We start from the raw sequence: 22,638 nt of genomic DNA on the forward strand, positions 1-22,638 counted from the left end.
TCCTCGTGCACAAGGATAGGCTAATGAGAACGAAGGTGAACCCCGACGAAAGCGTAATGCGACGTTTTGGCCGTCAGCGTGATCCGAAAATTGCCGAACCGACGCGCACGCTGGTCGCGCCGAACTGGACCGCCGTTTCGAAATCTCCGGACATGCCCATCGACAGCCTGTCGAGCATGCACGCGCCGGCTAGTTTCGCCAACAGCGCAAAATGCGGACCGGGGTTCTCGTCGACAGGCGGAATGCACATCAGACCCTCGATAACCATATCCAGTTCCTCGCGGCAGAAGGTCACGAACGCGATGGTTTCTGCAGGCGCAATTCCGGCCTTCTGCGGTTCCAGACCGGTGTTGACCTGGACATAGAGACGAAGCGTCCTGTCCTGGCGCTTCATTTCCGCCGAGATCGCCCGGGCAATTTTCTCGCGATCGACGGTCTCGATGACATCAAACAGGGCAACGGCTTCTGCCGCCTTGTTGGACTGCAGCGGCCCGATCAGATGCAGCGCCAGATCGGGGCTTTCGCCCTTCAGCAGCGGCCATTTGCCCTGTGCTTCCTGCACGCGGTTTTCGCCGAACACGCGTTGGCCGGCCTCGATCACCGGACGGATCGCGTCAGCGTCGAATGTCTTGGAAACGGCAACGAGGCTGACGGCATTCTTTGGGCGCTTTGCCGCCCTTTCCGCCGTGTGAATCCGGCTCACGACATCCTGTAACCGCTCTTGAACTTCCATGGATATATTCTCCGACATAACGACCTTCCGGGCGATAACTAGCGGATTAGGCAAACTTGCGCGCCTTGCCAAGGCCATCGCCGCTCGAGCCGGCCCAAATCCGCCAAAGTGTCGCGCCAAACCCTTCGAAAACTTGACCACCAAGCGGTTTCATGATGAAGGTCACCCCAACTATCATGAGGGCGCTCCCTTGCCCCGCAGAACTTCCGGAACACCTAAAAGACATGTCTACCGAACGATATAATCCGCGTGATGCCGAGCCGCGTTGGCAGCAGGAATGGGAAAACGGCGAGGTCTTCAAGACCGAGAACGATGATCCGCGCGAAAAATATTACGTGCTCGAGATGTTCCCCTATCCGTCCGGGCGCATCCACATGGGCCACGTGCGCAACTACACGATGGGCGACGTCGTCGCCCGCTACAAGCGCGCCCGGGGCTTCAACGTGCTTCACCCCATGGGTTGGGATGCCTTCGGCATGCCGGCGGAAAACGCCGCCATGGAGCGCGGCGTGCATCCGGCCAGCTGGACCTATCAGAACATCGCCTCGATGAAGGCGCAGCTGAAGGTCATGGGACTGTCGCTTGACTGGAACCGCGAATTCGCGACCTGCGACCCTGAATACTACCAGCGCCAACAGCACCTGTTTATCGATTTTCTCGAGAAGGGCCTGGTTTACCGCAAGCAGTCCAAGGTCAACTGGGACCCGGTCGACAATACCGTTCTCGCCAACGAGCAGGTCATTGACGGCCGCGGTTGGCGTTCCGGCGCGCTCGTCGAGCAGCGCGAGCTGACGCAGTGGTTCTTCCGCATCACCGACTTCAGCCAGGAACTGCTGGACGCTCTGGACACGCTGGACCAGTGGCCGGAAAAAGTACGCCTGATGCAGAAGAACTGGATCGGCCGCTCCGAGGGCCTGTCCATTCGCTGGCAGATCGTCGAAGGCACCGCCGCCGCCGACACCACGGAACTGATCGTTTACACTACCCGTCCGGACACGCTGTTCGGCGCCTCCTTCCTGGCGATTTCCGCCGATCACCCGCTTGCCAGGCAGGCAGCGGCAAAGGATCCGGCAATCGAGGCCTTCTGCGAGGAGTGCCGGCGCGCCGGGACCTCACTTGCAGCGCTCGAGACCGCTGAAAAGAAGGGCATGGACACCGGCATCCGCGCCAGGCATCCACTCGACGAAAGCTGGGAGCTGCCGGTCTACGTCGCCAACTTCGTCCTCATGGACTACGGCACGGGCGCGATCTTCGGCTGCCCGTCCGGCGACCAGCGCGACCTCGACTTCGCCCGCAAGTATGGGCTTCCAGTCGTTCCGGTCGTCATGCCGAGGGATGCCGATGCCGAAAGCTTCGCGATCGGTGACGAGGCCTATATCGGCGACGGCGTGATGATCAATTCGCGTTTTCTCGACGGCCTGTCGACGGAAGACGCGTTCGAAACCGTGGCATCGAAGCTGGAAAAGTGCGTGTTGGCCGGCGCGCCGCGCGCCGAACGCAAGGTCAATTTCCGCCTGCGCGACTGGGGTATTTCCCGCCAGCGCTATTGGGGCTGCCCGATCCCGGTCATCCATTGCGATGACTGCGGCGTCATTCCCGTTCCCAAGGCCGACCTGCCCGTCATCCTGCCGCCGGACGTCACCTTCGACAAGCCGGGCAACCCGCTCGACCGCCATCCGACCTGGCGGCACGTGGCCTGCCCGCATTGCGGCAAGGACGCCCGTCGCGAGACCGACACGATGGACACCTTCGTCGATTCGTCCTGGTACTTCACGCGCTTCACGGCTCCTTGGGAGGACGACCCGACCGATCCGAAGACGGCCAACCACTGGCTGCCCGTCGACCAGTATATCGGCGGTATCGAACACGCGATCCTACATCTGCTCTATTCGCGCTTCTTCACCCGCGCGATGAAGGCGACCGGCCATGTTGCCCTGGACGAACCGTTCAAGGGCCTGTTCACCCAGGGCATGGTGGTGCACGAGACCTACAGCCGCGGCGAAGGCGCCCAGCGCGAATGGATCACGCCGGCGGAAATCCGCATCGACGAGGTCGACGGACAGCGCCGCGCCGTTCTGCTCGAGACCGGCGAAGACATCACCATCGGCTCGATCGAGAAGATGTCGAAGTCGAAGAAGAACGTCGTTGATCCTGACGATATCATCGCCTCCTACGGCGCCGATACCGCACGCTTCTTCGTTCTGTCCGACTCGCCGCCCGACCGTGACGTCATCTGGTCAGAGTCTGGCGTCGAAGGCGCCCATCGCTTCGTTCAGCGCGTCTGGCGCCTGATCGGCGAGGCGGCGGAAACACTTCGCACAGTCGAGGCGGCGCCAGCCCATGAAGGCAGCGGACTCGTTCTCTCACAGGCGGCCCACAGGACGCTGCGCGCGGTTGAAGCCGATTACGACAAGCTGGCCTTCAACAAGGCCGTGGCACGTATCTATGAGCTCGTGAACGTGATTGCGGCCCCCTTGACCCAGGTTGCTGCCGGCAAGGCCGATGCGGCGCTGGCAGCGGCTGCAAAGGAAGCAACATCGATCCTGGTCAACCTGATCGCCCCAATGATGCCGCACCTGGCCGAGGAATGCTGGCAGGCGATCGGCGGCAAGGGCCTGATCGCCGAAAGCGGCTGGCCGAAGTTTGATGCGGCGCTCGTCGTTGAGAATGAAGTCACGCTGCCGGTCCAGATCAACGGCAAGAAGCGCGCGGATTTGACAATCGCGCGCGATGCAGATCAGACTGCGATCGAGAATGCCGTTCTCGCTCTCGATGCCGTCAAGTCCGTTCTCAACGGCAGCAGCCCCAAGAAAATCATCGTCGTGCCTCAGAGGATCGTCAATGTCGTTGTCTGATAGAGCTGGCTCCAGCATCCGGTCGCTCCCGATGCTGGCTGGTGTTCTTATGTTGACCGCGCTCGCCGGCTGCCAGGTCAGGCCACTTTATTCCGATGCGGTCGGCACATCGGCAGCGCTTGCGTCGATCGAAATCTCCGATGCGGATGACCGTGTTGAGCAGGAGGTGCGCAACGCATTGATCTTCCTGGCCGCCGGCGGCCAGGGAGAACCGGCGAACCCGCAATATCATCTGGCGCTGAACGTCACGACCCGCGTCATGGGCACGCTCTTTGATCAGGCACGGGACCGGGCAGCCGCAGGGCGTATCGTCGTGAAAGCGGACTATAACCTGTCCAGGGCCGGCACGGGCGAAACCATCAAGTCAGGCAACCGCACGGCCGTCGCGCTTGTCGACTTTCCCGTCCAGGAGTTTGCCAAGGTCCGCGCCGTCCGCGATGGCGAGAACCGCGCTGCAAGGGAACTGGCAGAGCTGATCCGGGCCGATATCGCCGCGGCCCTCAGCCGATAGAGCATTTCCAGGAAAAGTGCGAAGCGGTTTTCCGGCAGGAATTGCGTTGAAACAAAGGGATAGAGCGTTTCTGGGAGTCAGTCTAAACTGGAAACGCTCTAGGCGGTGACGGAATGAGCGAAGTCAAGTCGCACGAATTCGACTCTTTCCTACAGAAGTCAGCGGCACTTTATCGCCTCTTTGTCCTCTACGGACCAGACCGCGGGCTGGTTTCGGAGCGGGCAGAGGCGATCGCGTCGCGCAGCGGCGTTGCGCTCGACGACCCATTTTCCATCACCAAGCTCGATGCCGGGGATCTGCAACAGAGCCCCGGCCGGTTGCTCGACGAGGTCAATTCGATCGGCCTCTTCGGTGGCGAAAGGCTCATCTGGGTCCGCGGAGCCGCCAACGAGAAGGCGTTGGTCGATGGTCTGCAGATTTTGGCCGGCGAACCGCCGACCGGTAGCTATGTTGTCGTCGAAGCGGGTGATCTCAAGAAGGGATCGGCGCTGCGCAAGGTGGCCGAGACGGCACGTTCGATCGCGACTATCGCCTGCTACAGCGACGACGCCCGCAGCCTGCAGGCGTTGATCGACAAGGAATTGGGCGAAGAAAAACTCGGCATTACTCCGGCGGCACGTGAACGGCTGATGGAAGCGCTTGGCGGCGACCGCCTGGCATCGCGCAACGAAGTACGCAAGCTTGCACTCTATTGCCGTGGCAAGAGCACCGTCGACGAATCGGATGTGACCGACATTGTCGGCGATGCCAGCGCCATTTCCGTTGATGATGCTGTCGATGCGGTCCTGAAGGGTGACCTTGACGGTCTATTGCATGCGATGCAGAAGATAACCACGTCAAAAACGCCCGCCTTCCTCGTTTTGCAGGGGTGCCTCAGGCAGTTTCAGCAGCTCGATCTGATGCGCGCCGAAATGGATGCCAGCCGCCAGCAGGCCGGCCAGGTTATCGCCACCATGGGCCGGCACCTGCATTTTCGTCGCAAGCCCATCATCGAAGCAGCCCTCAGACATTGGTCTTCGCCGGCGATCCGCCGCGAACTGACACGGCTTCAAAATACGATCTATCAGAGCCGCACGCGCCAGAGCCTCGAGGAGAGCATGGTGCTGCAGAACCTGTTGGCGATTGCCGTGCAGTCAGCCAGACGCTGAGAGCCCGCAAAAGCAGGCTCAAATCAGCCTATCGGGCAATTGGAAGCGCGCTTAAAGCCTTTCCAGGAAAGGTGCGAAGCGGTTTTCCGTCAGGAAATGCGTAAAAACAAAGAGATAGAGCGTTTCTGTAGTTCGGTTTAAATCGAAAACACTCTAGCGGCGCTCGAGCAGGCGGCAGATCTCTTCAAGCTGATCAAGCGTCTTGTAGGAAATCCTGAGGTGCCCGCCTGAAGCCTTGTGACTGACGGTGACTTCAAGCCCGAGGCTGTCGGACAGTGTCCGCTCCAGCGCCAACGTATCGGCGTCCTTCTCGTCACGACGTGCGGCCTTGGCGTAGTGGGGATCGTTCTGGGCGCGAATATCGTTCTGCGCCAGCCGCTCAGCGTCGCGAACGGAGAGACCCTTTGCGACGATGTTGCGGGCGAGCGTTGCCGGATCCGACGTCGGGATCAGCGCGCGCGCATGGCCTGCCGACAGGCTTCCTTCTGACAACATGTCCCGCACCGGCTCGGGCAGCTTCAAAAGCCGCAGGCTGTTGGCGACATGGCTGCGGCTCTTGCCGATGATCTCGCCGAGATCGTTCTGGGTGTAGCCGTGTTCGGCAATCAGCTGCTCGTAGCCAAGCGCTTCGTCGAGCGGGTTAAGGTCGGACCGCTGCACGTTCTCGACGATCGCGATTTCGAGCGCCGTGCGATCGTCAACGTCGCGGATGATAACCGGAATTTCGGTAAAGCCGGCGAGCTGCGCTGCACGCCAGCGGCGTTCCCCGGCGATGATCTCGTAACGGTCAGTGCCGATCGTGCGAGCGACGACCGGCTGGACGATGCCGTGCTGCCGAATGGAACTGGCGAGGTCCTGCAGTTCACCTTCGTCGAACTGTCGACGCGGGTTTCGCGGGTTGCGCGATACGAACTCGATCGGCACTTTCCGATCGGGGTTAACCGGAGCAGGGGAGGCGCCGGCCTGTATCGGCTGATCCATCTCGCCGATCAATGCAGCCAGTCCCCGGCCAAGCCTTCTCTTCGAGCTGTCGTCGTTCATAGTGTCACCCGATTTAAATTCCGGTACCGAAACAATTATGCGGCTTTGCGCTGCCGCTCGCGCTGGATTACTTCCGATGCGAGTTGAAGGTAGGCTTGGCTGCCTGCGCATTTCAGATCGTAAAGGATGGCCGGCTTACCATAGGACGGTGCTTCCGATACACGCACATTCCGCGGAATGAGCGTGTGGTAGACCTTATCCCCAAGATGGGTGCGGACATCGCTCACCACCTGCTGTGCCAGATTGTTGCGAGAATCGAACATCGTCAACACGATACCCTGGATGTCCAGGTTCGGGTTGACCGTTTGGCGCACTTGGTCAACCGTCTCCAGCAACTGGCTCAAACCCTCCAGCGCGAAGAATTCGCACTGAAGCGGCACCAGTACCGAATGTGCGGCAGCCATAGCGTTCATCGTCAGCAGATTGAACGATGGCGGGCAGTCGACGAGAACGTATGAATACTCCAATGCCTCGGGGCTCTCCAAGGCCTTGCGAAGACGAAAGGCGCGATCGACCTCCCTGGAGATTTCCATTTCGACGCCGAGCAGATCCATCGTCGAGGGCACGATAGCCAGATTCGGCACAACTGTCTGCTGGACGATCTCACCTATCGAGTGCGATCCAACCATCAATTCATAGGAGGAGAGATGGCGATCGCGGCGCTGAATGCCGAGGCCGGTGCTGGCATTGCCCTGCGGGTCCAGATCAACGATCAGAACCTTTTCGCCGATGGCGGCCAATGCCGTTGCCAGATTGATCGCCGTCGTCGTTTTGCCGACGCCCCCCTTCTGGTTCGCTATCGTGATGATCCGATTTTTTGCGCCAAACATGTTTCCGCTCGCCAATCACTGAGTTCTTCGCGAAAGATTTGCGATCTCGAGCACAACAGAATCTGGCTCAACGATGCTTGGGTGTTTTACCAGATCAAACGCATAGCGGCCAACGGCTTTGTCGATCTCACGCTGGTAATCCCGCCCTTTGTGGAAGTAGGCGACCGTTTTGCCACCTTCGGCCGTCAGCCAAGGCGATGAATAATCGAGCAGTAGGCTCAGATCCGCCAGCGCACGGGCGGAAATCGCATCGCATTTTGGTGCGACAGAGCTGGCATCTTCGATTCGAATCGGATGAACGGATCCGCGCGCACCGGTCTCCGTCAACGCAACACGCAGGAAAGCGGCTTTCTTGTTGTTGCTCTCGATCAAATGTACCCAGCCGTCGGAAAATTCCTGGAGGTAGATGGCGGTAATCACTCCGGGAAATCCACCACCGCTACCGAGATCGACCCAGGTCTTCGGACCCGGCGCAAGTTGCGCCAATTGTAGACTATCGACGATATGCCGCCGCCACAGGTCGTCGAGCGTCGACGGAGCAATCAGATTGATGAACTTCGCCCATTTCTGAAACAGCGCTGCGAAGTGCTCTAGTCGTTCCTTCGTTTCACGTGAAACACGCAGTCCGTTCAAGCCAGCGAAGGGACTCGTTTTCATTGCGCACTTACCTTTTCTTCCCGTTCCGCGGAACGACTCATTCGTTTCAACCAAGCCAAGATCAACGAGGCCGCGGCCGGGGTCATCCCATCGACCTTCAGCGCCTGGGCCAGATTCCGCGGCGCCTGCAGCGTCAACTTCTGCTTCAGCTCATTCGATAGACCAGCTAATGCCGAAAAGTCAAAATCGCTTGGAATCGCTAAATCCTCTTCGCGGCGGATGCCAGCAATGTCCGATGCCTGGCGGTCCATATAGACGGCATAGGCAGCATCGATTTCGAGTGCCTCCACCACCGCGGACGGAATGTCTTTCAACTCGGGCCACAGGATCAGCAAGGCACCAACACTCTGGTCAGGATAGGATAGGATTTCGAACGCCGTTCGCCGCTGGCCATCCTGGTTCAGTTTGAGTCCATGACGGTTGCCTTCTGCCGGCGTCACCGACAATTGCTTGAGCAATGCCCGACCGCTGTCAAACTGCGCCTTCCATTCGACAAAGCGCGCCTGCCGCGCTTCAGACACGCAACCGATTTCGATTGCCTTCGGTGTCAGGCGCACGTCTGCATTGTCGGCACGCAGGGACAATCGGTATTCGGCGCGTGACGTGAACATGCGATAGGGTTCGGTAATACCCCGAGAGGTCAGGTCGTCGACCATCACGCCGATATAGGAATCGGTGCGGCTGAAGATGACGGCTTCGCGCCCCGTCGCTGCCTTGGCAGCATTCAAGCCGGCGACCAGGCCTTGTGCCCCGGCCTCTTCATAGCCCGTGGTGCCATTGATCTGGCCGGCGAGGAACAAGCCCGGGATCTTGCGCACCGCCAGCGTCGCATCAAGCTCACGCGGATCGACGTGATCGTATTCGATCGCGTAACCCGGCTGGAGGATCACGACACTCTCAAGGCCGGGGATTGTGCGAATAAACGCGGCTTGAACGTTTGCCGGCAAGGATGTCGAAATGCCGTTGGGATAGACGGTATCATCGTCCAGGCCTTCCGGTTCAAGGAAGATCTGGTGACCGTCCCGTTCGCCAAAGCGAACGATCTTATCCTCGATCGAGGGGCAGTAGCGCGGACCGACACCTTCGATCTGACCGGAATACATCGCCGACTTGCCGATATTGTCGGCAATGATCTTATGCGTGGCTTCGGTGGTTCGGGTCACACCGCAGTCGATCTGTCGGTTGACGATCCGATCGGTCATGAAGGAGAAGGGCACCGGATCTTCGTCAGGCCCCTGGCGTCCGACGCGATCCCAATCAATAGTCTTGCCGTCCAGGCGTGCTGGCGTCCCCGTCTTCAACCGTCCCAAACGAAGGCCGTAGCGCGCCAAGGTGGCGGAGAGGCCAAGCGACGGCTCTTCGCCAATACGACCCGCCGGTATCTTATGGTCGCCGATATGGATCAGTCCCTTTAGAAAGGTCCCGGTCGTCAGCACCACCGCCGCCGCAGCAAAGGATCTGCCATCCTTCATCACCACGCCGGCAATCTTGCTGTCCTGTTCAAGAAGGTCGAAAGCATCACCTTCGATCACGGTCAGGTTTTCAATGGCGTCAATCTCTCGCTGCATGGCTTCGCGATAGAGTCGCCGGTCGGCTTGGGTACGTGGGCCACGAACAGCCGGCCCCTTGCGCCGATTGAGCAGGCGAAACTGAATTCCAGCCGCATCGGCGATGCGACCCATCAAGCCATCAAGCGCATCGATCTCACGCACGAGGTGGCCTTTGCCTAGACCCCCAATCGCCGGGTTGCACGACATCACGCCAATGGTCGACGCCTTATGGGTAATCAGAGCGGTGCGTGCACCGAGGCGCGCGGCCGCCGCCGCAGCCTCGCAGCCGGCATGACCTCCACCAATGACGATAACGTCAAAATGGACCATTTTTATCATCTCCGATCAAACGCGTTCCGGATTCGAATCGTTTCACGTGAAACGCTTCGCATGACTCGCTAGCGTTGTATTGTTTTAGTCGAACATCATTTACCGATACAGAATTCGGAAAATATCACATCCAACAGGTTTTCAACATCCACACGCCCGGTGATGCGTCCGATTGCATCCCCTGCGACACGAAGCAGCTCAGCGCGTATATCCAGGCCGTCTTGGTTCAGGCGCAAACTTTCCGCAAGCGCAATGCTGGCTTGGCGCAAGGCGTCAACATGCCTGCGTCTGGAGGGGATAGAGAGGGCGGTAACCCCAGACAAATCAGGTAGATAGCCCGATATGACGTTCAAGAGCTGGTCCATCCCCGCACCCGTTGTGGTCGAAATCGAAACCTCGGCGCCCGGAATGGTATCGCTGCCGGCTCGGTCGATCTTGGTTGCGACCCGCAAGACCGGCACAGCCGTAAGAGCGAGGTCGTCAAGGGTGTTAAAACCTTCTGTGTTTTCGGAAAGAAGCAGCACAAGGTCGGCGTTTGCAATTACATCGCGAGCGCGGCGAATACCTTCACGCTCCACCGTCTCGTCGGTCTCGCGCAGCCCGGCAGTATCGAACAACTTGACGGAGAATCCGGCTAATGAAAGGTCGACGGAAAGCACATCGCGCGTCGTTCCGGCTATCTCTGTCACGATCGCGATATCACGTTTTGCCAAGGCATTGAGCAGGCTGGACTTGCCGGCGTTGGGTTCGCCGGCAATGACGATCTTCAGGCCATCCCGGATGATTTCGCCAATCGGCGCCTGGGCAATGTGCGCGTCGATCTCGCGACGCAGCAATTCCATATCTTTCCAGATCCGGTCACTGACCGAGCCCGGCACGTCCTCCTCATCGGCGAAATCGAGCTCCGCCTCGATCATCGCGCGCGCATGGGTCAGACGCTTGGCCCAATCGTCATAGACCTTAGACTGGCCGCCGGCGGAATGCTCCAGCGCCAGACGACGCTGCATCTCGGTCTCCGCAGCGATCAGATCCGACAAGCCCTCAATCTCGACAAGATCCATCTTGCCGTTATGGAAGGCTCGCCGTGAAAACTCGCCGGCCTCAGCGTGGCGCAGCCCCGCAAAGCCAGACAACTCATGCAGCAGCATTTGAACAACGGCACGGCTGCCATGCACGTGCAACTCGGCACAGTCTTCCCCTGTAAACGAGGCCGGGCCGCGGAAGTAGATGATCAGGCCGCTATCGATCATGAAACCGTTGCGAGAGCGAATCGATTTCAGTGACGCCAAACGCGGCTCAGGGACGGCACCACACAATGACTTCAGGACAGCGTTTGTTTCTGGTCCGCTTATCCTGATCACCGCTACGCCGGCTGGCAACGCCCCGCTGGAAAGCGCGTATATCGTATCCACCGATGGCATCGTGTCACCTGAGATCCAAAGAGAGTTCCTGCTCTACGCACGCCTGCGCCGGAAACAAGTTCCGGCGGGTGAGGCGGCCTCATATCGATAGCTGAATGAAACGCGTTAGTCGGCGTTCCCGGCGTTCACAGAGGTGTCGAGCGGTTGCGAGCTTATGCCGAATAGTCGGGAGAAGATCAAGCCTTAGCCGCGGGATCGCCCGAATGTGTTTCACGTGAATCACTGAACTGACAGAAGGCGACACCGGATGAGGGGATCCAAGATCATTGCGATAGCGAATCGAAAGGCTCGCCGAGGAAGCCGGTCCATCGTTGAATCCGGCTAATCAACGTGATCGCTGGAAATAAAGAGACCGGGCAAGATCACCTGCCCGGTCTCAATCACGATATCGGCGTTCGGCCGTATCAGGTGTTCATCGAGTCGAAGAAGTCGCCGTTGTTCTTTGTCTGCTTCAGCTTGTCGATGAGGAACTCGATCGCGTCGGTGGTACCCATCGGGGCCAGAATCCGGCGAAGAACGAAGATCTTCTGCAGATCTTGGCGTGGAACCAGCAGGTCTTCCTTACGCGTGCCGGACTTGAGAATGTCCATCGCCGGGAAGATGCGCTTGTCGGCGACCTTGCGGTCGAGCACGATTTCCGAGTTGCCGGTACCCTTGAACTCTTCGAAGATGACTTCGTCCATGCGGCTGCCGGTATCGATCAGCGCCGTGGCGATGATGGTCAGCGAACCACCTTCTTCGATGTTGCGGGCGGCACCAAAGAAGCGCTTCGGGCGCTGCAGGGCGTTGGCGTCGACACCACCGGTCAGAACCTTGCCGGATGAAGGAACAACGGTGTTATAGGCGCGACCGAGGCGGGTGATGGAATCGAGCAGGATCACGACGTCGCGGCCGTGCTCGACCAGGCGCTTTGCCTTTTCGATCACCATTTCGGCGACTTGCACGTGGCGCGTCGCCGGCTCGTCAAAGGTAGAGGAAACCACTTCGCCCTTCACGGAGCGCTGCATGTCGGTGACTTCTTCCGGCCGTTCGTCGATCAACAGAACGATCAGGTAACATTCCGGATGGTTTGCGGTGATCGAGTGGGCGATGTTCTGCAGGAGAACGGTCTTACCGGTGCGCGGCGGAGCGACGATCAGACCGCGCTGGCCCTTGCCGAGCGGCGCGACCAGGTCGATCACCCGAGCAGAAAGGTCCTTCGACGTCGGGATATCGAGTTCCATCTTGAAGCGCTCGTTTGGATAGAGCGGCGTCAGGTTGTCGAAGTGAACCTTGTGACGGATCTTTTCGGGATCGTCGAAATTGATGGTGTTGACTTTCAGCAGCGCGAAGTAGCGTTCGCCTTCCTTCGGTCCGCGGATCGGTCCCTCGACCGTGTCGCCGGTCTTCAGCGAGAAGCGGCGGATCTGGGAGGGGGAGATGTAGATATCGTCCGGGCCGGGAAGGTAGTTGGCATTGGCAGAGCGCAGAAAGCCGAATCCGTCCTGCAGAACCTCGACGACGCCTTCACCGATGATTTCGATATCCTGGGAGGCGAGCATCTTGAGGATTGCGAACATCAGCTCCTGCTTGCGCATGGTGCTCGCATTTTCCACCTCGAGCTCTTCGGCAAAGGCCAGAAGATCGGTCGGCGTCTTGTTCTTAAGTTCTTGTAGCTTCATTTCAGCCATGAAGGATCCATGTTTCGTCTGGGAATGGAAAGACGGCGTGTTTTCTGAAGGGAGCTGCGGCAGGAGGGGCAGGCTCTGGTCTTTGTCACAAGCCATGAAGAGGAGATGGGAGAAAATAGCGATTCACGTGAAACGCCGCAAGGGGCTGACGAAAATTAGCGAGAACTATTACAATTAGCAATCGTTAAAATTCAAAACGGCTTCACCACGACCATGATGACGATCAGGATCATCAGCAGCGTCGGGGCTTCGTTCATCAACCGCCAGTAGCGTGCCGTGCGGCGATTTTCGTCCCGCTGGAACGCCCGAACCGCCCGGCTGAAGCGCATGTGCACGACGGTCAGCATCACCACGAATAGCAGCTTGGCGTGAAGCCAGCCGCCCTGGAAGTCGTAGACGCTCCAGGCGAGGTAAAGCCCGAGCACCCAGGAGATCATCATCGCCGGGTTCATGATGACCGTCAGCAACCGCTGTTCCATCATTTTGAAGGTTTCGGACTGTTCGGAACCGGGTGCTGCGTCGGTGTGGTAGATGAACAGGCGCGGCATGTAGAGCAGCGCTGCCATCCACGACATCACCGCAATCACGTGTAGCGCCTTGATCCAGAGATAGAGGCTGTCGGGCTGCCAGACGAAAAGCCCGATGAGCGACGCGGCAAAACCGCCAAGCGCAATCATTGCTCTGACCCGCGCCCTGTTGCCTGGACCGCGATCCCTCTGGCGTTCATCCATCAGCGTGCTCCGCGAACGCGCGACACCAGCGCCGAGACGTTCTCCGGATCGGCCTGCGGCGTAATCCCGTGACCGAGGTTGAAAATGAGCGGTCCGTTGCCGAGCGCATCGAGAATACGATCTATGCCCTGCTCGAGGGCGGCACCGCCGGAAACGACCCGCATCGGATCAAGGTTACCCTGCACCGGTCCGTCCTTCTGCAAATCGACAGCAAAGGACAGTGGGACGGTCCAATCGAGCCCGATGGCATCGGCACCCGTCTTCTGGCGATAATGCTTCAGGAGAAGCCCTGCGCCCTTGGCAAAGGCAATGATCTTGGCCTGCGGACGTCGCGTCCGCACCGAAGCGATGATTCGCGCGACCGGCTTGACGGCAAATCGTTCGAATTCCTCTTCGCCCAGAACGCCAGCCCAGGAGTCGAAAATCTGTACCGCATCGGCGCCGGCATCGATCTGCTCGACCAGATAGTCCGCCGACACATCGGCCAGGAACGTCAAAAGCCGTTCGAAGGCTTCCGGGTTCTGGTAAGCGAACAGCCGGGCAGGGGCCTGATCCGGTGTTCCCTGACCAGCGATCATGTAGGTCGCAACGGTCCAGGGCGCACCGCAAAATCCGAGCAGCGTCGTCTCCGCCGGAAGTTCCCCACGCAAACGCGATACCGTTTCGAAGACCGGTTTCAGGTGATTGGAGATACCGTCAGCCTTCAGAGCATCGATGCCATCAACGTCGATCGGATCCATTCTCGGACCATGGCCTTCCTCAAAGCGAACGTTGCGCTTCAGCGCGTCCGGGATGACGAGGATGTCGGAAAAAAGAATGGCTGCGTCAAAAGCATAACGACGGATCGGTTGAAGCGTCACTTCGACAGCGAGATCAGGCGTGTAACAGAGATCGAGGAAACTTCCGGCGACGGCACGCGTTGCTCGATATTCGGGAAGGTACCGGCCGGCCTGGCGCATGAGCCAGACGGGAGGAGGACTGACCGTCTTCCCCTCCAAAACCTCCAGAACTTTCCTTCGTGTCTCGGCCACGGATGGTCTCTCCTAATATATAAACAAAGATATTTAGACTCTTTCTATTTCTTAGAGTCGGTGGGTATCAAGGATTAAAAGATGGCCACAGTTCATCCACGGCCACCCGATCGGATTAATCCGAGTGGGAAGCAGAGCAGCGGTCATGAATGCATTTCGTGGATAAGTGCAAAAATCCGATTTGAATCAGAGGATTGCCGTCTTTGAGAGAAAGCGATTTGCTGTGGACAATGAGTCGAAACGCGTGACACTTTGTCATTGCTGTGAGTCTTGTCCACATCCCCCGCGAAGCTTTCTTCGGCGTCGCACCAATTGTGAATAAGTCGGCAGTTTTCCCCTTGCCTCGGCCGTCGCGGCGCCGGTAGCCTCTTTTATCCCGGTTTATCAACAGCACCCGGAGAATTGCGTGGAGAACAAGAAAAACTACTTCCACCTGCATCTGATCTCCGATTCGACGGGGGAGACCTTGATCGCTGCGGGGCGGGCGGCAGCGGCGCAATTCCAGGCGTCGCATGCGCTCGAGCATGTCTATCCGCTGATCAGGAATCGCCGGCAGTTGCTGCAGGTTCTCGATGCGATCGATGGCGCCCCCGGCATCGTGCTTTATACGATCGTCGATCGCGAGCTGGCTGATATCATTGATCAGCGCTGTCGCGAGATGGGCGTGCCGTGCGTCTCCGTGCTCGATCCGATCATCGAACTGTTTCAGTCCTATCTCGGCTCGCCGTCGCGACGCCGTTCCGGCGCGCAGCACGTGATGGATGCCGATTACTTCGCGCGGATCGATGCGTTGAATTTCACCATGGACCATGATGATGGTCAGCTGCCGGCCGATTTCGATGATGCCGATGTGGTGTTAATCGGCATCAGCCGAACATCGAAGACGCCGACATCCATCTACCTCGCCAACCGCGGCATAAAGACGGCCAATATTCCGATCGTCCCGGGCGTGCCGCTTCCCGATCGGCTGATGGCGGCAACCAAGCCACTGGTCGTCGGCCTGATTGCCACCGCCGACCGCATTTCCCAAGTTCGTCAGCATCGGGTGCTTGGCACCACGCAAGGCTTTCACGGCGATCAATATACCGATAGGGCAGCGATCGCCGAGGAGCTGAAATATGCCCGCGCGCTTTGCGCGCGCAACAACTGGCCGCTCATCGACGTCACCCGCCGCTCGATCGAGGAAACCGCCGCCGCAATTGTTGCCCTGCGTCCGCGGCTGCGATAGAGCGAATCCGAACAATTCGGGAACTTCGATGATGACACCTTCACTCGTTCTGGCTTCAGCAAGCCCGTTCCGTCGCGCGCTTCTGGAAAATGCCGGCTTGGTGTTTACCGCACGCGCCGCCGAGATCGACGAGCGGGCGCTTGAAAAACCACTTGAGGAAGAAGGTGCAGTTCCTGAAGATGTCGCGATGAGGCTGGCCGAAGCCAAGGCGAGGGATGTCGCCCGGCATTTTCCCGAGGCATTGGTGATCGGTTCCGACCAGACCATGTCGCTCGGCCAGCGTGTCTATCACAAACCGAAGGACATGGTCGAAGCCGGACAGCATCTGTTGTCGCTCTCCGGCAAGACCCATCGCCTGAACAGCGCGATTGTCCTCTTGCGCGGCGATGAGATCCTTTGGCGCCATGTCTCGTCCGCAAATATGTCAGTGCGCACACTGACGCCGGAATTCGTCGATCGCCATCTGCAGCGTGTCGGCAGCAAGGCCCTGTCCAGTGTCGGCGCCTACCAGCTGGAGGGTGAGGGCATCCAGCTGTTCGACAAGATCGATGGTGACTATTTCACCATCCTCGGTCTTCCGATGCTGCCGCTGCTCGCAAAACTTCGGGAATTGGGAACGATCGATGCGTGATTCACGTGAAACATTTGTTAACCACGCCTTCGTCACCGGTTATCCGATCAAGCATTCCAGGTCGCCATTGATCCACGGCTATTGGCTGAAACAGCTCGGGATAGACGGCAGCTACCGCGCGCACGAGGTGAAGCCGGCCGATTTCTCGGCCTTCATCGCAGAGCTGAAGCAAGGCACATCAGGTTTTTGCGGCGGCAACGTCACCATCCCGCACAAGGAAGTCGCCCATCGGTTGGCAGATCGCCCTGACGATCTCTGTCTGGAACTCGGCGCCGCCAATACGCTTTGGCTCGAGGCCGGCGAAGTCCATGCCACCAACACCGATGGCCAAGGGTTCGTTGCCAATCTTGACGAACGGGCGGCCGGCTGGGACCAATGTTCGACCGCGGTTGTGCTCGGTGCCGGTGGCGCCAGCCGCGCCGTCATCCAGGCCGTGCGCGACCGGGGCATTAGCACCATCCATGTCGTCAATCGCACGGTGGCGAGGGCTCAGGAGTTGTCCGACCGTTTCGGGTCGGCCGTGCATGCGCATCCGATGGAGGCATTGAACGAGGTGATGACCGGCGCTGGCCTCTTCATCAACACCACGTCTCTCGGCATGGATGGACAGGATGCACCGCAGATCGATTTCACCGTCATGGCCAGGGGTGCGGTGGTCACCGATATCGTCTATGTCCCGTTGAAGACGCCTTTGCTTCGCCAGGCGGAGGAGCAGGGCTACGCCATCGTCGATGGACTTGGCATGCTGCTGCACCAGGCTGCGCCTGGTTTCGAGCTCTGGTTCGGCCGCCGGCCCGTGGTCGACGCTAACCTCCGGCAACTCGTCATCGATGATATGGGGACGCACGCATGATGATTGTCGGATTGACCGGATCGATGGCAATGGGCAAGTCGACAACGGCGCAGATGTTCCGCGAGTTCGGGGTGCCGGTCAACGACGCCGATGAAGTGGTGCACGCGCTTTATCGCGGCGAAGCCGTCGCACTGATTGAAGCCGCCTTTCCGGGAACAGTCAGGGACGGGGCGATCGATCGCGCCGAACTGTCCCGCCAGTTGTTGGCAACACCGGAAAGGCTACGCGAACTCGAAAACATCGTGCATCCGCTCGTTCGCCAGAAAGAACGCGAGTTCCTCGACAGGAATGCTGCGGCTGAGGTGCCCTTCGTCGTGCTCGATATTCCGTTGTTGTTCGAGACGGGCGCCGAGGCGCGGGTCGATAAAGTGGTCGTGGTTAGCTGCGCGCCCGAGATTCAAAGAGAGCGAGCGATGAAACGCCCCGGCATGACTGAAGAGAAATTTGCTATGATCCTGGCGCGTCAGGTGCCGGACAGTCAGAAGCGTGAACGCGCCGACTATATCATCGATACCAGCGACAGCTTCGACAACACACGCCAACAGGTGAGGGCGATCGTCGATGACCTCACCACGAATGGAGCGCCCGATGCGTGAGATCATTTTCGATACGGAAACGACCGGCCTCGACAATCGCGAGGACAGGGTGATCGAAATCGGTGGCGTCGAGTTGGAAAACCAGTTTCCGACCGGCCGTACGCTGCATATCTTCGTCAATCCCGGCAATCGCAAGGTTCATCCGGATGCGCTTGCCATTCACGGCATCACCGATGATTTCCTGAAGGACAAGCCGCCTTTTGCCGATGTTGCCCAGCAGATCCTCGACTTCTTCGGCGATGCCCGCTGGGTGGCGCACAATGCCACCTTCGACATGGGCTTCATTAATGCCGAATTCGGTCGCATCGGGTTGCCGGTCATTGCCGGCGAACGGGTGACGGATACGCTAGCGCTTGCTCGCCGGAAGCACCCGATGGGCCCGAACTCGCTCGATGCGCTTTGCCGTCGTTACGGCATCGACAATTCTCATCGCGCCAAGCACGGCGCCCTTCTCGACTCCGAGCTTCTTGCAGAAGTCTATATCGAGATGCTCGGCGGTCGTCAGGCCGCCTTGGGTCTGGTGTCGAGCAACAAGGTCGCGGGACAAACCGTCGCACACGACGATGCGCCGATCGTCATTGCGCAGCGCCCAAGGCCTTTGCCGAACCGATTGTCCGAAGCGGATGAGGAGGCTCATGCCGCGCTGGTTGCGAAGCTGGGGCCCAAGGCAATCTGGGCCAAATACGATCTGCAGGAATGAAAAAAGCCCGGCTCGACCGGGCTTTTTACTAATAATTGCGATCCAGACCGAACAAGATCAGTTGGCGGTCTCGTTGGTGTTCGACACCTGAGAACGGACCTTTTCTTCGGCCATGCGCTGGGCGAACATCTGAGCGAAATCGATCGGGTCGATCATCAGCGGCGGGAAGCCGCCGTTGCGGGTCGCGTCGGCAACGATCTGGCGCGCGAACGGGAACAGCAGGCGCGGGCATTCGATGAACAGCAGCGGCAGCATGTGTTCCTGCGGGAAGCCGGCAACACGGAAAACGCCGCCGTAGGAAAGTTCGACGTTGAACAGAACGCGCTCACCGTCCTTGGCTTCCGCGTTCAGCGAGAGAACGACATCGAAATCGTTCTCGGCAAGCGGATTGGCGTTGACGTTGACGTTGATGTTGATCGACGGCGCATTGTCACGGGCCTGCAGCGAACGCGGTGCGCCCGGGTTCTCGAACGAGAGATCCTTGACATACTGGGCGAGGATGTTGAGCGACGGGCTCTGCTGCGCGCTGCCGTTGCCGTTGGATGCGGTATCAGTCGTCATAAGGGTTTCCTCGACTTCAATTCGGTGAGGCCATCTAGCATTTCGTCATAGGGCTTACAACCCTGCGCCACAGGCCTTTGCTATTGCCGCCGGCGCTCTTCGGACGGGTTTGGTTCGTCATCATCGGTCCTTGAGAACTCGCCTTCGCCAAGGTCGATGACGCGCGGTTGGGCGCGCTCTTCCGGTGAATGGCTCGGTCCGCGCCAGGACTGGCTCGAGGCAGCGGTTACAATCGTCATTTTTGACCTCAGATAGCCGGCCACGGCCTGCCGGACAGGCGGCACAAATAAAAACAGACCGAAGATGTCGCTGATGAAGCCGGGCACGATCAACAACAGGGCTGCGACGAACATCAAGGCACCGCCGAGGACCTCGCGGCCGGGATCGCTGCCAGTGCGCGTTGCTTCCTGCATGCGCCTGATCATGGCGAAACCCTGGAAGCGAAGGAGGACGACCCCGGCGATTGCGCTCGACAGAACGAGCAGCAGCGTCATCGCCAGGCCGATTTCGCGGCCGACGATGACGAAGCCGGCAATCTCGGCAAGGGGCAGTCCAAGAACGACCAGGGGAATTAACATTGAGCGCATTAGCGGTGCCTGAAAGGGTCTTCGCATCGTCACCTCCGATCTAAGGGTGCGACAACGCTGTTTGAATGATCTATCCTTGCGGACTATATGGAATAGCTACGAGAAATTCTAACAGCGGTTTCAGGTGGAAATGGGCTCTTTCGACTTCATCACGTTTTTTTTCTTGATCGCCGCAGTGGTCATTTTCCTGCAGTTGCGCAGCGTTCTCGGTCGCCGGACCGGCAGCGAGCGGCCACCGTTTGATCCCTATTCTCCGAGAGACATGAGTCAGGGGCCTGAAAAGGCCGACAATGGCAAGGTCGTCCAGCTGCCGCGCCGCGACAATGTCGAGGACGATTCGGCCCGCTATGCCGCGATTGACGCCTTTGCCAAGGCGGGGACGCCGCTCAACGATCAGCTCCGTTCGTTGACCGACGCCGACACCGGCTTCGACCCGAAGGAGTTCGTCAACGGGGCGAAGATGGCCTACGAGATGATCGTTATGGCTTTTGCCGACGGCGACCGAAAGACGCTGAAGAACCTGTTGTCGCGCGAGGTCTATGAAGGCTTCGACGCCGCGATTGCCGAGCGCGAGCGCAAGGGCGAGGTGGTGAAATCTACCTTCGTCGGCATCGAGAAGGCCGACATCATCCACGCCGAGGTCAAGGACAGCGAAGAAAACATCACGGTCCGGATCGTCAGCCAGTTGATCTCGGCGACCTACGACAAGCAGGGCGCCATCATCGATGGAGACGCGGAGTCGGTGGCCGAAGTCAACGATCTCTGGACTTTCTCGCGCGACATTCGTTCACGTGATCCGAATTGGAAGCTGATCGCTACCGAATCCGAAAACTGATCGGAAGGGGCGACCATGACGCTTCGACTTGAGCCTGTCACCTTCTCCGATCTACCGGGGTGGCAGGACGACGATCCAACGGCGGTGATCGACGCGCTGCGCCGCTGTCACCACCATGTCTCGACGGCAAAGCCTTACCGCACCGGTTCGCTGGGCATTTCTGTCGATGATTTGGTGCCCGCGTTTTCGGCTGCAAGCGCAGATGTTGCCGACGCGGCTGCAGCCCGCGCATTCTTCGAGCAACAGTTCGTCGCCTTCAGGATCAGGCCGGAAAACGCCAAGACCGGTTTCGTGACGGCGTTCTACGAGCCCGAGATCGACGTGCGAGCGACACCCGACGAAGTCTTCCGCTATCCGATCTATCGGCGCCCAATCGATCTCGTCGACGTCGACGACACCAACCGGCCGGCCGATATGGATCCCTATTTCGCCTTCGGCCGGCTGCATGACGGCGTGGTTGGCGAATATCCCGACCGTCGCGCGATCGATGAGGGCTTTCTGGCGGGGCGCGGTCTGGAGATTGCCTATGCCAGATCCAAGGTCGATGTGTTCTTCGTCCACGTCCAGGGTGCTGCCCGGCTCGTCTATCCCGACGGTTCGCGCCGGCGCATCACCTATGCCGCCAAGACCGGTCATTATTTTTCCCCGATCGGAAAGCTGCTGATCGATCGCGGCGAGATCGATGCCGCCACCGTGTCGATGATGAGCATCCGGGGTTGGCTCGCCGCCAATCCGGATAAGATCGACGAGGTACTTTGGCACAATCGTTCCTTCATCTTTTTCCGCGAGGCGGACGTCGAAGACGAGCGGCTGGGGCCGGTCGCTGCCGCCAAGGTTTCGCTGGAGCCGGGACGATCGCTTGCCGTCGATCGGCTGATCCATACCTTCGGCGTGCCGTTTTTCATCTCAAGCGACAGCCTGACGCGTCTCGATGCCGGGCGGCCGTTTCGGCGGCTGATGCTGGCGCTTGACACCGGATCGGCGATCGTCGGCCCGGCCCGCGGCGACATCTTCACCGGATCCGGTGACAGGGCGGGCGAGCTTGCGGGTGCGGTTCGCAACGAAGCCGATTTCTACATCTTCATCCCTCGTGCGGCCGCGGCAAGATACGGCAATGGCTAGGGGCAAGAAGCTTTCGGCCGAAGAGCGGATCCTCTGGGGAAAGGTGGCACGCACGACCAGGCCCATGCCTGGCCGTCTCGACGATCTCCGGGAATTCCTCGGCGAGGATGTTCCGGCCGAGCCCAAGGACGAGCCGCAGAAGACGCAGGCCACGGCCTCGCCGAGTGGTGCCGACGACCAGCAGGGAATTGCCCTCAGCAAGACCGCGAACGGCAGACACCACTATCCGCTTGAAAAGCCGGTCAAGCGCAAGCTGTCGAAGGGGCACCTCGCGCTTGAAGCGCGGATCGATCTCCACGGCATGATCCAGAGCGAGGCCCATGGCTTCCTCCTGCATTTTCTTTTGAGAGCGCATGAGCGCGGGCTGCGCCACGTTCTTGTCATCACCGGCAAGGGAACGTCGATCGGCAGCGACGGCGCCTTGAAGCGTGCCGTGCCGCTCTGGTTCTCGCTGCCGGAGTTCCGGCCATTGATCTCGAGCTACGAGCCCGCGGCCCGCAATCATGGCGGCGATGGTGCGCTGTATGTCCGCCTGGCGCGCAGCAAGGGAAGTACGACGTGACCCCCTTTGGCGTGGCGGTGCGCGCGTTGCGGCGCAAGAAGGGGGTGTCGCAGAAGCAGATGGCCGCGGCGATCGGCGTCTCTGCCGCCTATCTCTCAGCGCTCGAACATGGAAAGCGCGGCGCGCCGAGCTTCGATTTTCTGCAAAGGGTCGCCGGCTATTTCAATGTCATCTGGGACGATGCCGAGGAATTGTTCCAGATCGCCCAGGTCTCCGCGCCGAAAGTGGTGCTGGATACGTCCGGGCTGGCGCCGGAATACACGGCCTTCGCCAACCGCTTGAGAGGGCAAATCCGCTATTTGTCCATCGACACGATCCGCGCCCTGGAAGATGTTTTGGAAAAAGCCACATTTCCTGCTAATGACAGGGGATGAACAGCTGTTTTCCGGCCGCTGCGCGCGGTCCGGGATTTGGAACCGTGGACAAATTTTCTATAGTCCGCGAGGCGTCCGAGA

At 59.5% G+C, this 22,638-nt stretch carries 22 protein-coding genes and 2 pseudogenes; 13 read left to right on the forward strand and 11 right to left on the reverse strand.

Annotated features, from left to right (window positions below; all coding sequences use genetic code 11):
• Positions 1-73 precede the first annotated feature (73 nt).
• Positions 74-733 carry a YggS family pyridoxal phosphate-dependent enzyme gene (locus J3R84_RS17675; RefSeq protein WP_025425291.1) on the reverse strand — a complete coding sequence of 220 codons (660 nt, stop codon included), beginning with the start codon at positions 731-733 and terminating at the stop codon, positions 74-76.
• Between the two features lie 224 nt (positions 734-957).
• On the opposite strand from J3R84_RS17675, the gene leuS reads away from it, so the two are divergent.
• The 3 genes from leuS (at position 958) to holA (ending at position 5,247) form a co-directional block, all read left to right on the forward strand.
• Positions 958-3,588: a leucine--tRNA ligase gene (leuS, locus tag J3R84_RS17680; RefSeq protein ID WP_203529740.1), complete on the forward strand. Its 2,631-nt coding sequence runs from the start codon at positions 958-960 to the stop codon at positions 3,586-3,588.
• On the forward strand, positions 3,575-4,099 hold the full coding sequence (lptE, locus tag J3R84_RS17685) for an LPS assembly lipoprotein LptE (RefSeq protein ID WP_025425293.1): 525 nt from the start codon (positions 3,575-3,577) through the stop codon (positions 4,097-4,099). The genes leuS and lptE overlap by 14 nt, the downstream gene beginning before the upstream one ends.
• 113 nt (positions 4,100-4,212) lie before the next feature.
• A complete protein-coding gene (gene holA / locus J3R84_RS17690; protein WP_025425294.1) occupies positions 4,213-5,247 on the forward strand; it encodes a DNA polymerase III subunit delta in 1,035 nt (344 codons plus the stop codon).
• A 153-nt stretch (positions 5,248-5,400) separates the two neighbouring features.
• Here holA and J3R84_RS17695 read toward each other — a convergent pair whose 3' ends face one another.
• The 8 genes from J3R84_RS17695 to hemE all read right to left on the reverse strand — a co-directional run bounded on the left by J3R84_RS17695 (position 5,401) and on the right by hemE (position 14,508).
• The gene (locus J3R84_RS17695; RefSeq protein ID WP_025425295.1) at positions 5,401-6,288 is read right to left on the reverse strand and encodes a ParB/RepB/Spo0J family partition protein; all 888 of its coding nucleotides are present in this window, start codon (positions 6,286-6,288) and stop codon (positions 5,401-5,403) included.
• 35 nt (positions 6,289-6,323) lie between these two features.
• Positions 6,324-7,118 (reverse strand): ParA family protein, encoded by a 795-nt coding sequence (locus J3R84_RS17700; RefSeq protein WP_025425296.1) that lies wholly within the window; start codon positions 7,116-7,118, stop codon positions 6,324-6,326.
• Between the two features lie 15 nt (positions 7,119-7,133).
• Positions 7,134-7,775, reverse strand: a complete 642-nt coding sequence (rsmG, locus tag J3R84_RS17705; RefSeq protein ID WP_025425297.1) for a 16S rRNA (guanine(527)-N(7))-methyltransferase RsmG — start codon at positions 7,773-7,775, stop codon at positions 7,134-7,136.
• Positions 7,772-9,655, reverse strand: coding sequence for a tRNA uridine-5-carboxymethylaminomethyl(34) synthesis enzyme MnmG (gene mnmG, locus J3R84_RS17710; protein ID WP_203529735.1), 1,884 nt, complete (start codon positions 9,653-9,655; stop codon positions 7,772-7,774). Before mnmG ends, rsmG begins: the two co-directional genes overlap by 4 nt.
• Before the next feature lie 95 nt (positions 9,656-9,750).
• Positions 9,751-11,076, reverse strand: coding sequence for a tRNA uridine-5-carboxymethylaminomethyl(34) synthesis GTPase MnmE (gene mnmE / locus J3R84_RS17715; protein ID WP_025425299.1), 1,326 nt, complete (start codon positions 11,074-11,076; stop codon positions 9,751-9,753).
• Positions 11,077-11,480: 404 nt separating this feature from the next.
• A complete protein-coding gene (rho, locus tag J3R84_RS17720) occupies positions 11,481-12,746 on the reverse strand; it encodes a transcription termination factor Rho (RefSeq protein WP_025425300.1) in 1,266 nt (421 codons plus the stop codon).
• Positions 12,747-12,937: 191 nt separating this feature from the next.
• Positions 12,938-13,477 carry a protoporphyrinogen oxidase HemJ gene (gene hemJ, locus J3R84_RS17725; protein ID WP_025425301.1) on the reverse strand — a complete coding sequence of 180 codons (540 nt, stop codon included), beginning with the start codon at positions 13,475-13,477 and terminating at the stop codon, positions 12,938-12,940.
• Positions 13,477-14,508, reverse strand: coding sequence for a uroporphyrinogen decarboxylase (hemE, locus tag J3R84_RS17730; RefSeq protein WP_025425302.1), 1,032 nt, complete (start codon positions 14,506-14,508; stop codon positions 13,477-13,479). The genes hemJ and hemE overlap by 1 nt, the downstream gene beginning before the upstream one ends.
• Before the next feature lie 406 nt (positions 14,509-14,914).
• On the opposite strand from hemE, the gene J3R84_RS17735 reads away from it, so the two are divergent.
• The 5 genes from J3R84_RS17735 to dnaQ are packed head-to-tail and all read left to right on the forward strand — an operon-like array spanning position 14,915 to position 18,516.
• A complete protein-coding gene (locus J3R84_RS17735; protein WP_025425303.1) occupies positions 14,915-15,736 on the forward strand; it encodes a pyruvate, water dikinase regulatory protein in 822 nt (273 codons plus the stop codon).
• Between the two features lie 31 nt (positions 15,737-15,767).
• Positions 15,768-16,367 (forward strand): Maf-like protein, encoded by a 600-nt coding sequence (locus J3R84_RS17740; protein ID WP_025425304.1) that lies wholly within the window; start codon positions 15,768-15,770, stop codon positions 16,365-16,367.
• Entirely contained in the window at positions 16,360-17,220 is an 861-nt protein-coding gene (locus J3R84_RS17745) for a shikimate dehydrogenase (protein WP_025425305.1), read from the forward strand. The genes J3R84_RS17740 and J3R84_RS17745 overlap by 8 nt, the downstream gene beginning before the upstream one ends.
• On the forward strand, positions 17,217-17,816 hold the full coding sequence (gene coaE / locus J3R84_RS17750) for a dephospho-CoA kinase (protein ID WP_203530126.1): 600 nt from the start codon (positions 17,217-17,219) through the stop codon (positions 17,814-17,816). Before J3R84_RS17745 ends, coaE begins: the two co-directional genes overlap by 4 nt.
• Entirely contained in the window at positions 17,809-18,516 is a 708-nt protein-coding gene (gene dnaQ, locus J3R84_RS17755) for a DNA polymerase III subunit epsilon (RefSeq protein WP_025425307.1), read from the forward strand. The genes coaE and dnaQ overlap by 8 nt, the downstream gene beginning before the upstream one ends.
• Positions 18,517-18,573: 57 nt before the next feature.
• Here the strand turns inward: dnaQ and secB are convergent, their stop codons facing one another.
• Positions 18,574-19,077, reverse strand: a complete 504-nt coding sequence (gene secB / locus J3R84_RS17760) for a protein-export chaperone SecB (RefSeq protein WP_025425308.1) — start codon at positions 19,075-19,077, stop codon at positions 18,574-18,576.
• Positions 19,078-19,157: 80 nt separating this feature from the next.
• Positions 19,158-19,664, reverse strand: a complete 507-nt coding sequence (locus J3R84_RS17765) for an FxsA family protein (protein WP_025425309.1) — start codon at positions 19,662-19,664, stop codon at positions 19,158-19,160.
• 130 nt (positions 19,665-19,794) lie between these two features.
• On the opposite strand from J3R84_RS17765, the gene J3R84_RS17770 reads away from it, so the two are divergent.
• From J3R84_RS17770 to J3R84_RS17785, 5 genes and pseudogenes are all read left to right on the forward strand, one after another.
• A complete protein-coding gene (locus tag J3R84_RS17770; RefSeq protein ID WP_025425310.1) occupies positions 19,795-20,499 on the forward strand; it encodes a Tim44/TimA family putative adaptor protein in 705 nt (234 codons plus the stop codon).
• Between the two features lie 15 nt (positions 20,500-20,514).
• Positions 20,515-21,621: a murein transglycosylase A gene (mltA, locus tag J3R84_RS17775; protein WP_025425311.1), complete on the forward strand. Its 1,107-nt coding sequence runs from the start codon at positions 20,515-20,517 to the stop codon at positions 21,619-21,621.
• A pseudogene (locus J3R84_RS39025) lies at positions 21,614-21,725 on the forward strand (Smr/MutS family protein); the annotation flags it as partial. The gene mltA and the pseudogene J3R84_RS39025, both read left to right, overlap by 8 nt.
• 110 nt (positions 21,726-21,835) lie before the next feature.
• Positions 21,836-22,183 (forward strand): annotated as a pseudogene (locus J3R84_RS39030) (Smr/MutS family protein); the annotation flags it as partial.
• On the forward strand, positions 22,180-22,557 hold the full coding sequence (locus J3R84_RS17785) for a helix-turn-helix domain-containing protein (RefSeq protein ID WP_025425313.1): 378 nt from the start codon (positions 22,180-22,182) through the stop codon (positions 22,555-22,557). The pseudogene J3R84_RS39030 and the gene J3R84_RS17785, both read left to right, overlap by 4 nt.
• Positions 22,558-22,638: the final 81 nt, after the last annotated feature.

Source organism: Ensifer canadensis, from assembly GCF_017488845.2.
GTDB classification, from domain to species: Bacteria; Pseudomonadota; Alphaproteobacteria; order Rhizobiales; family Rhizobiaceae; genus Ensifer; species Ensifer canadensis.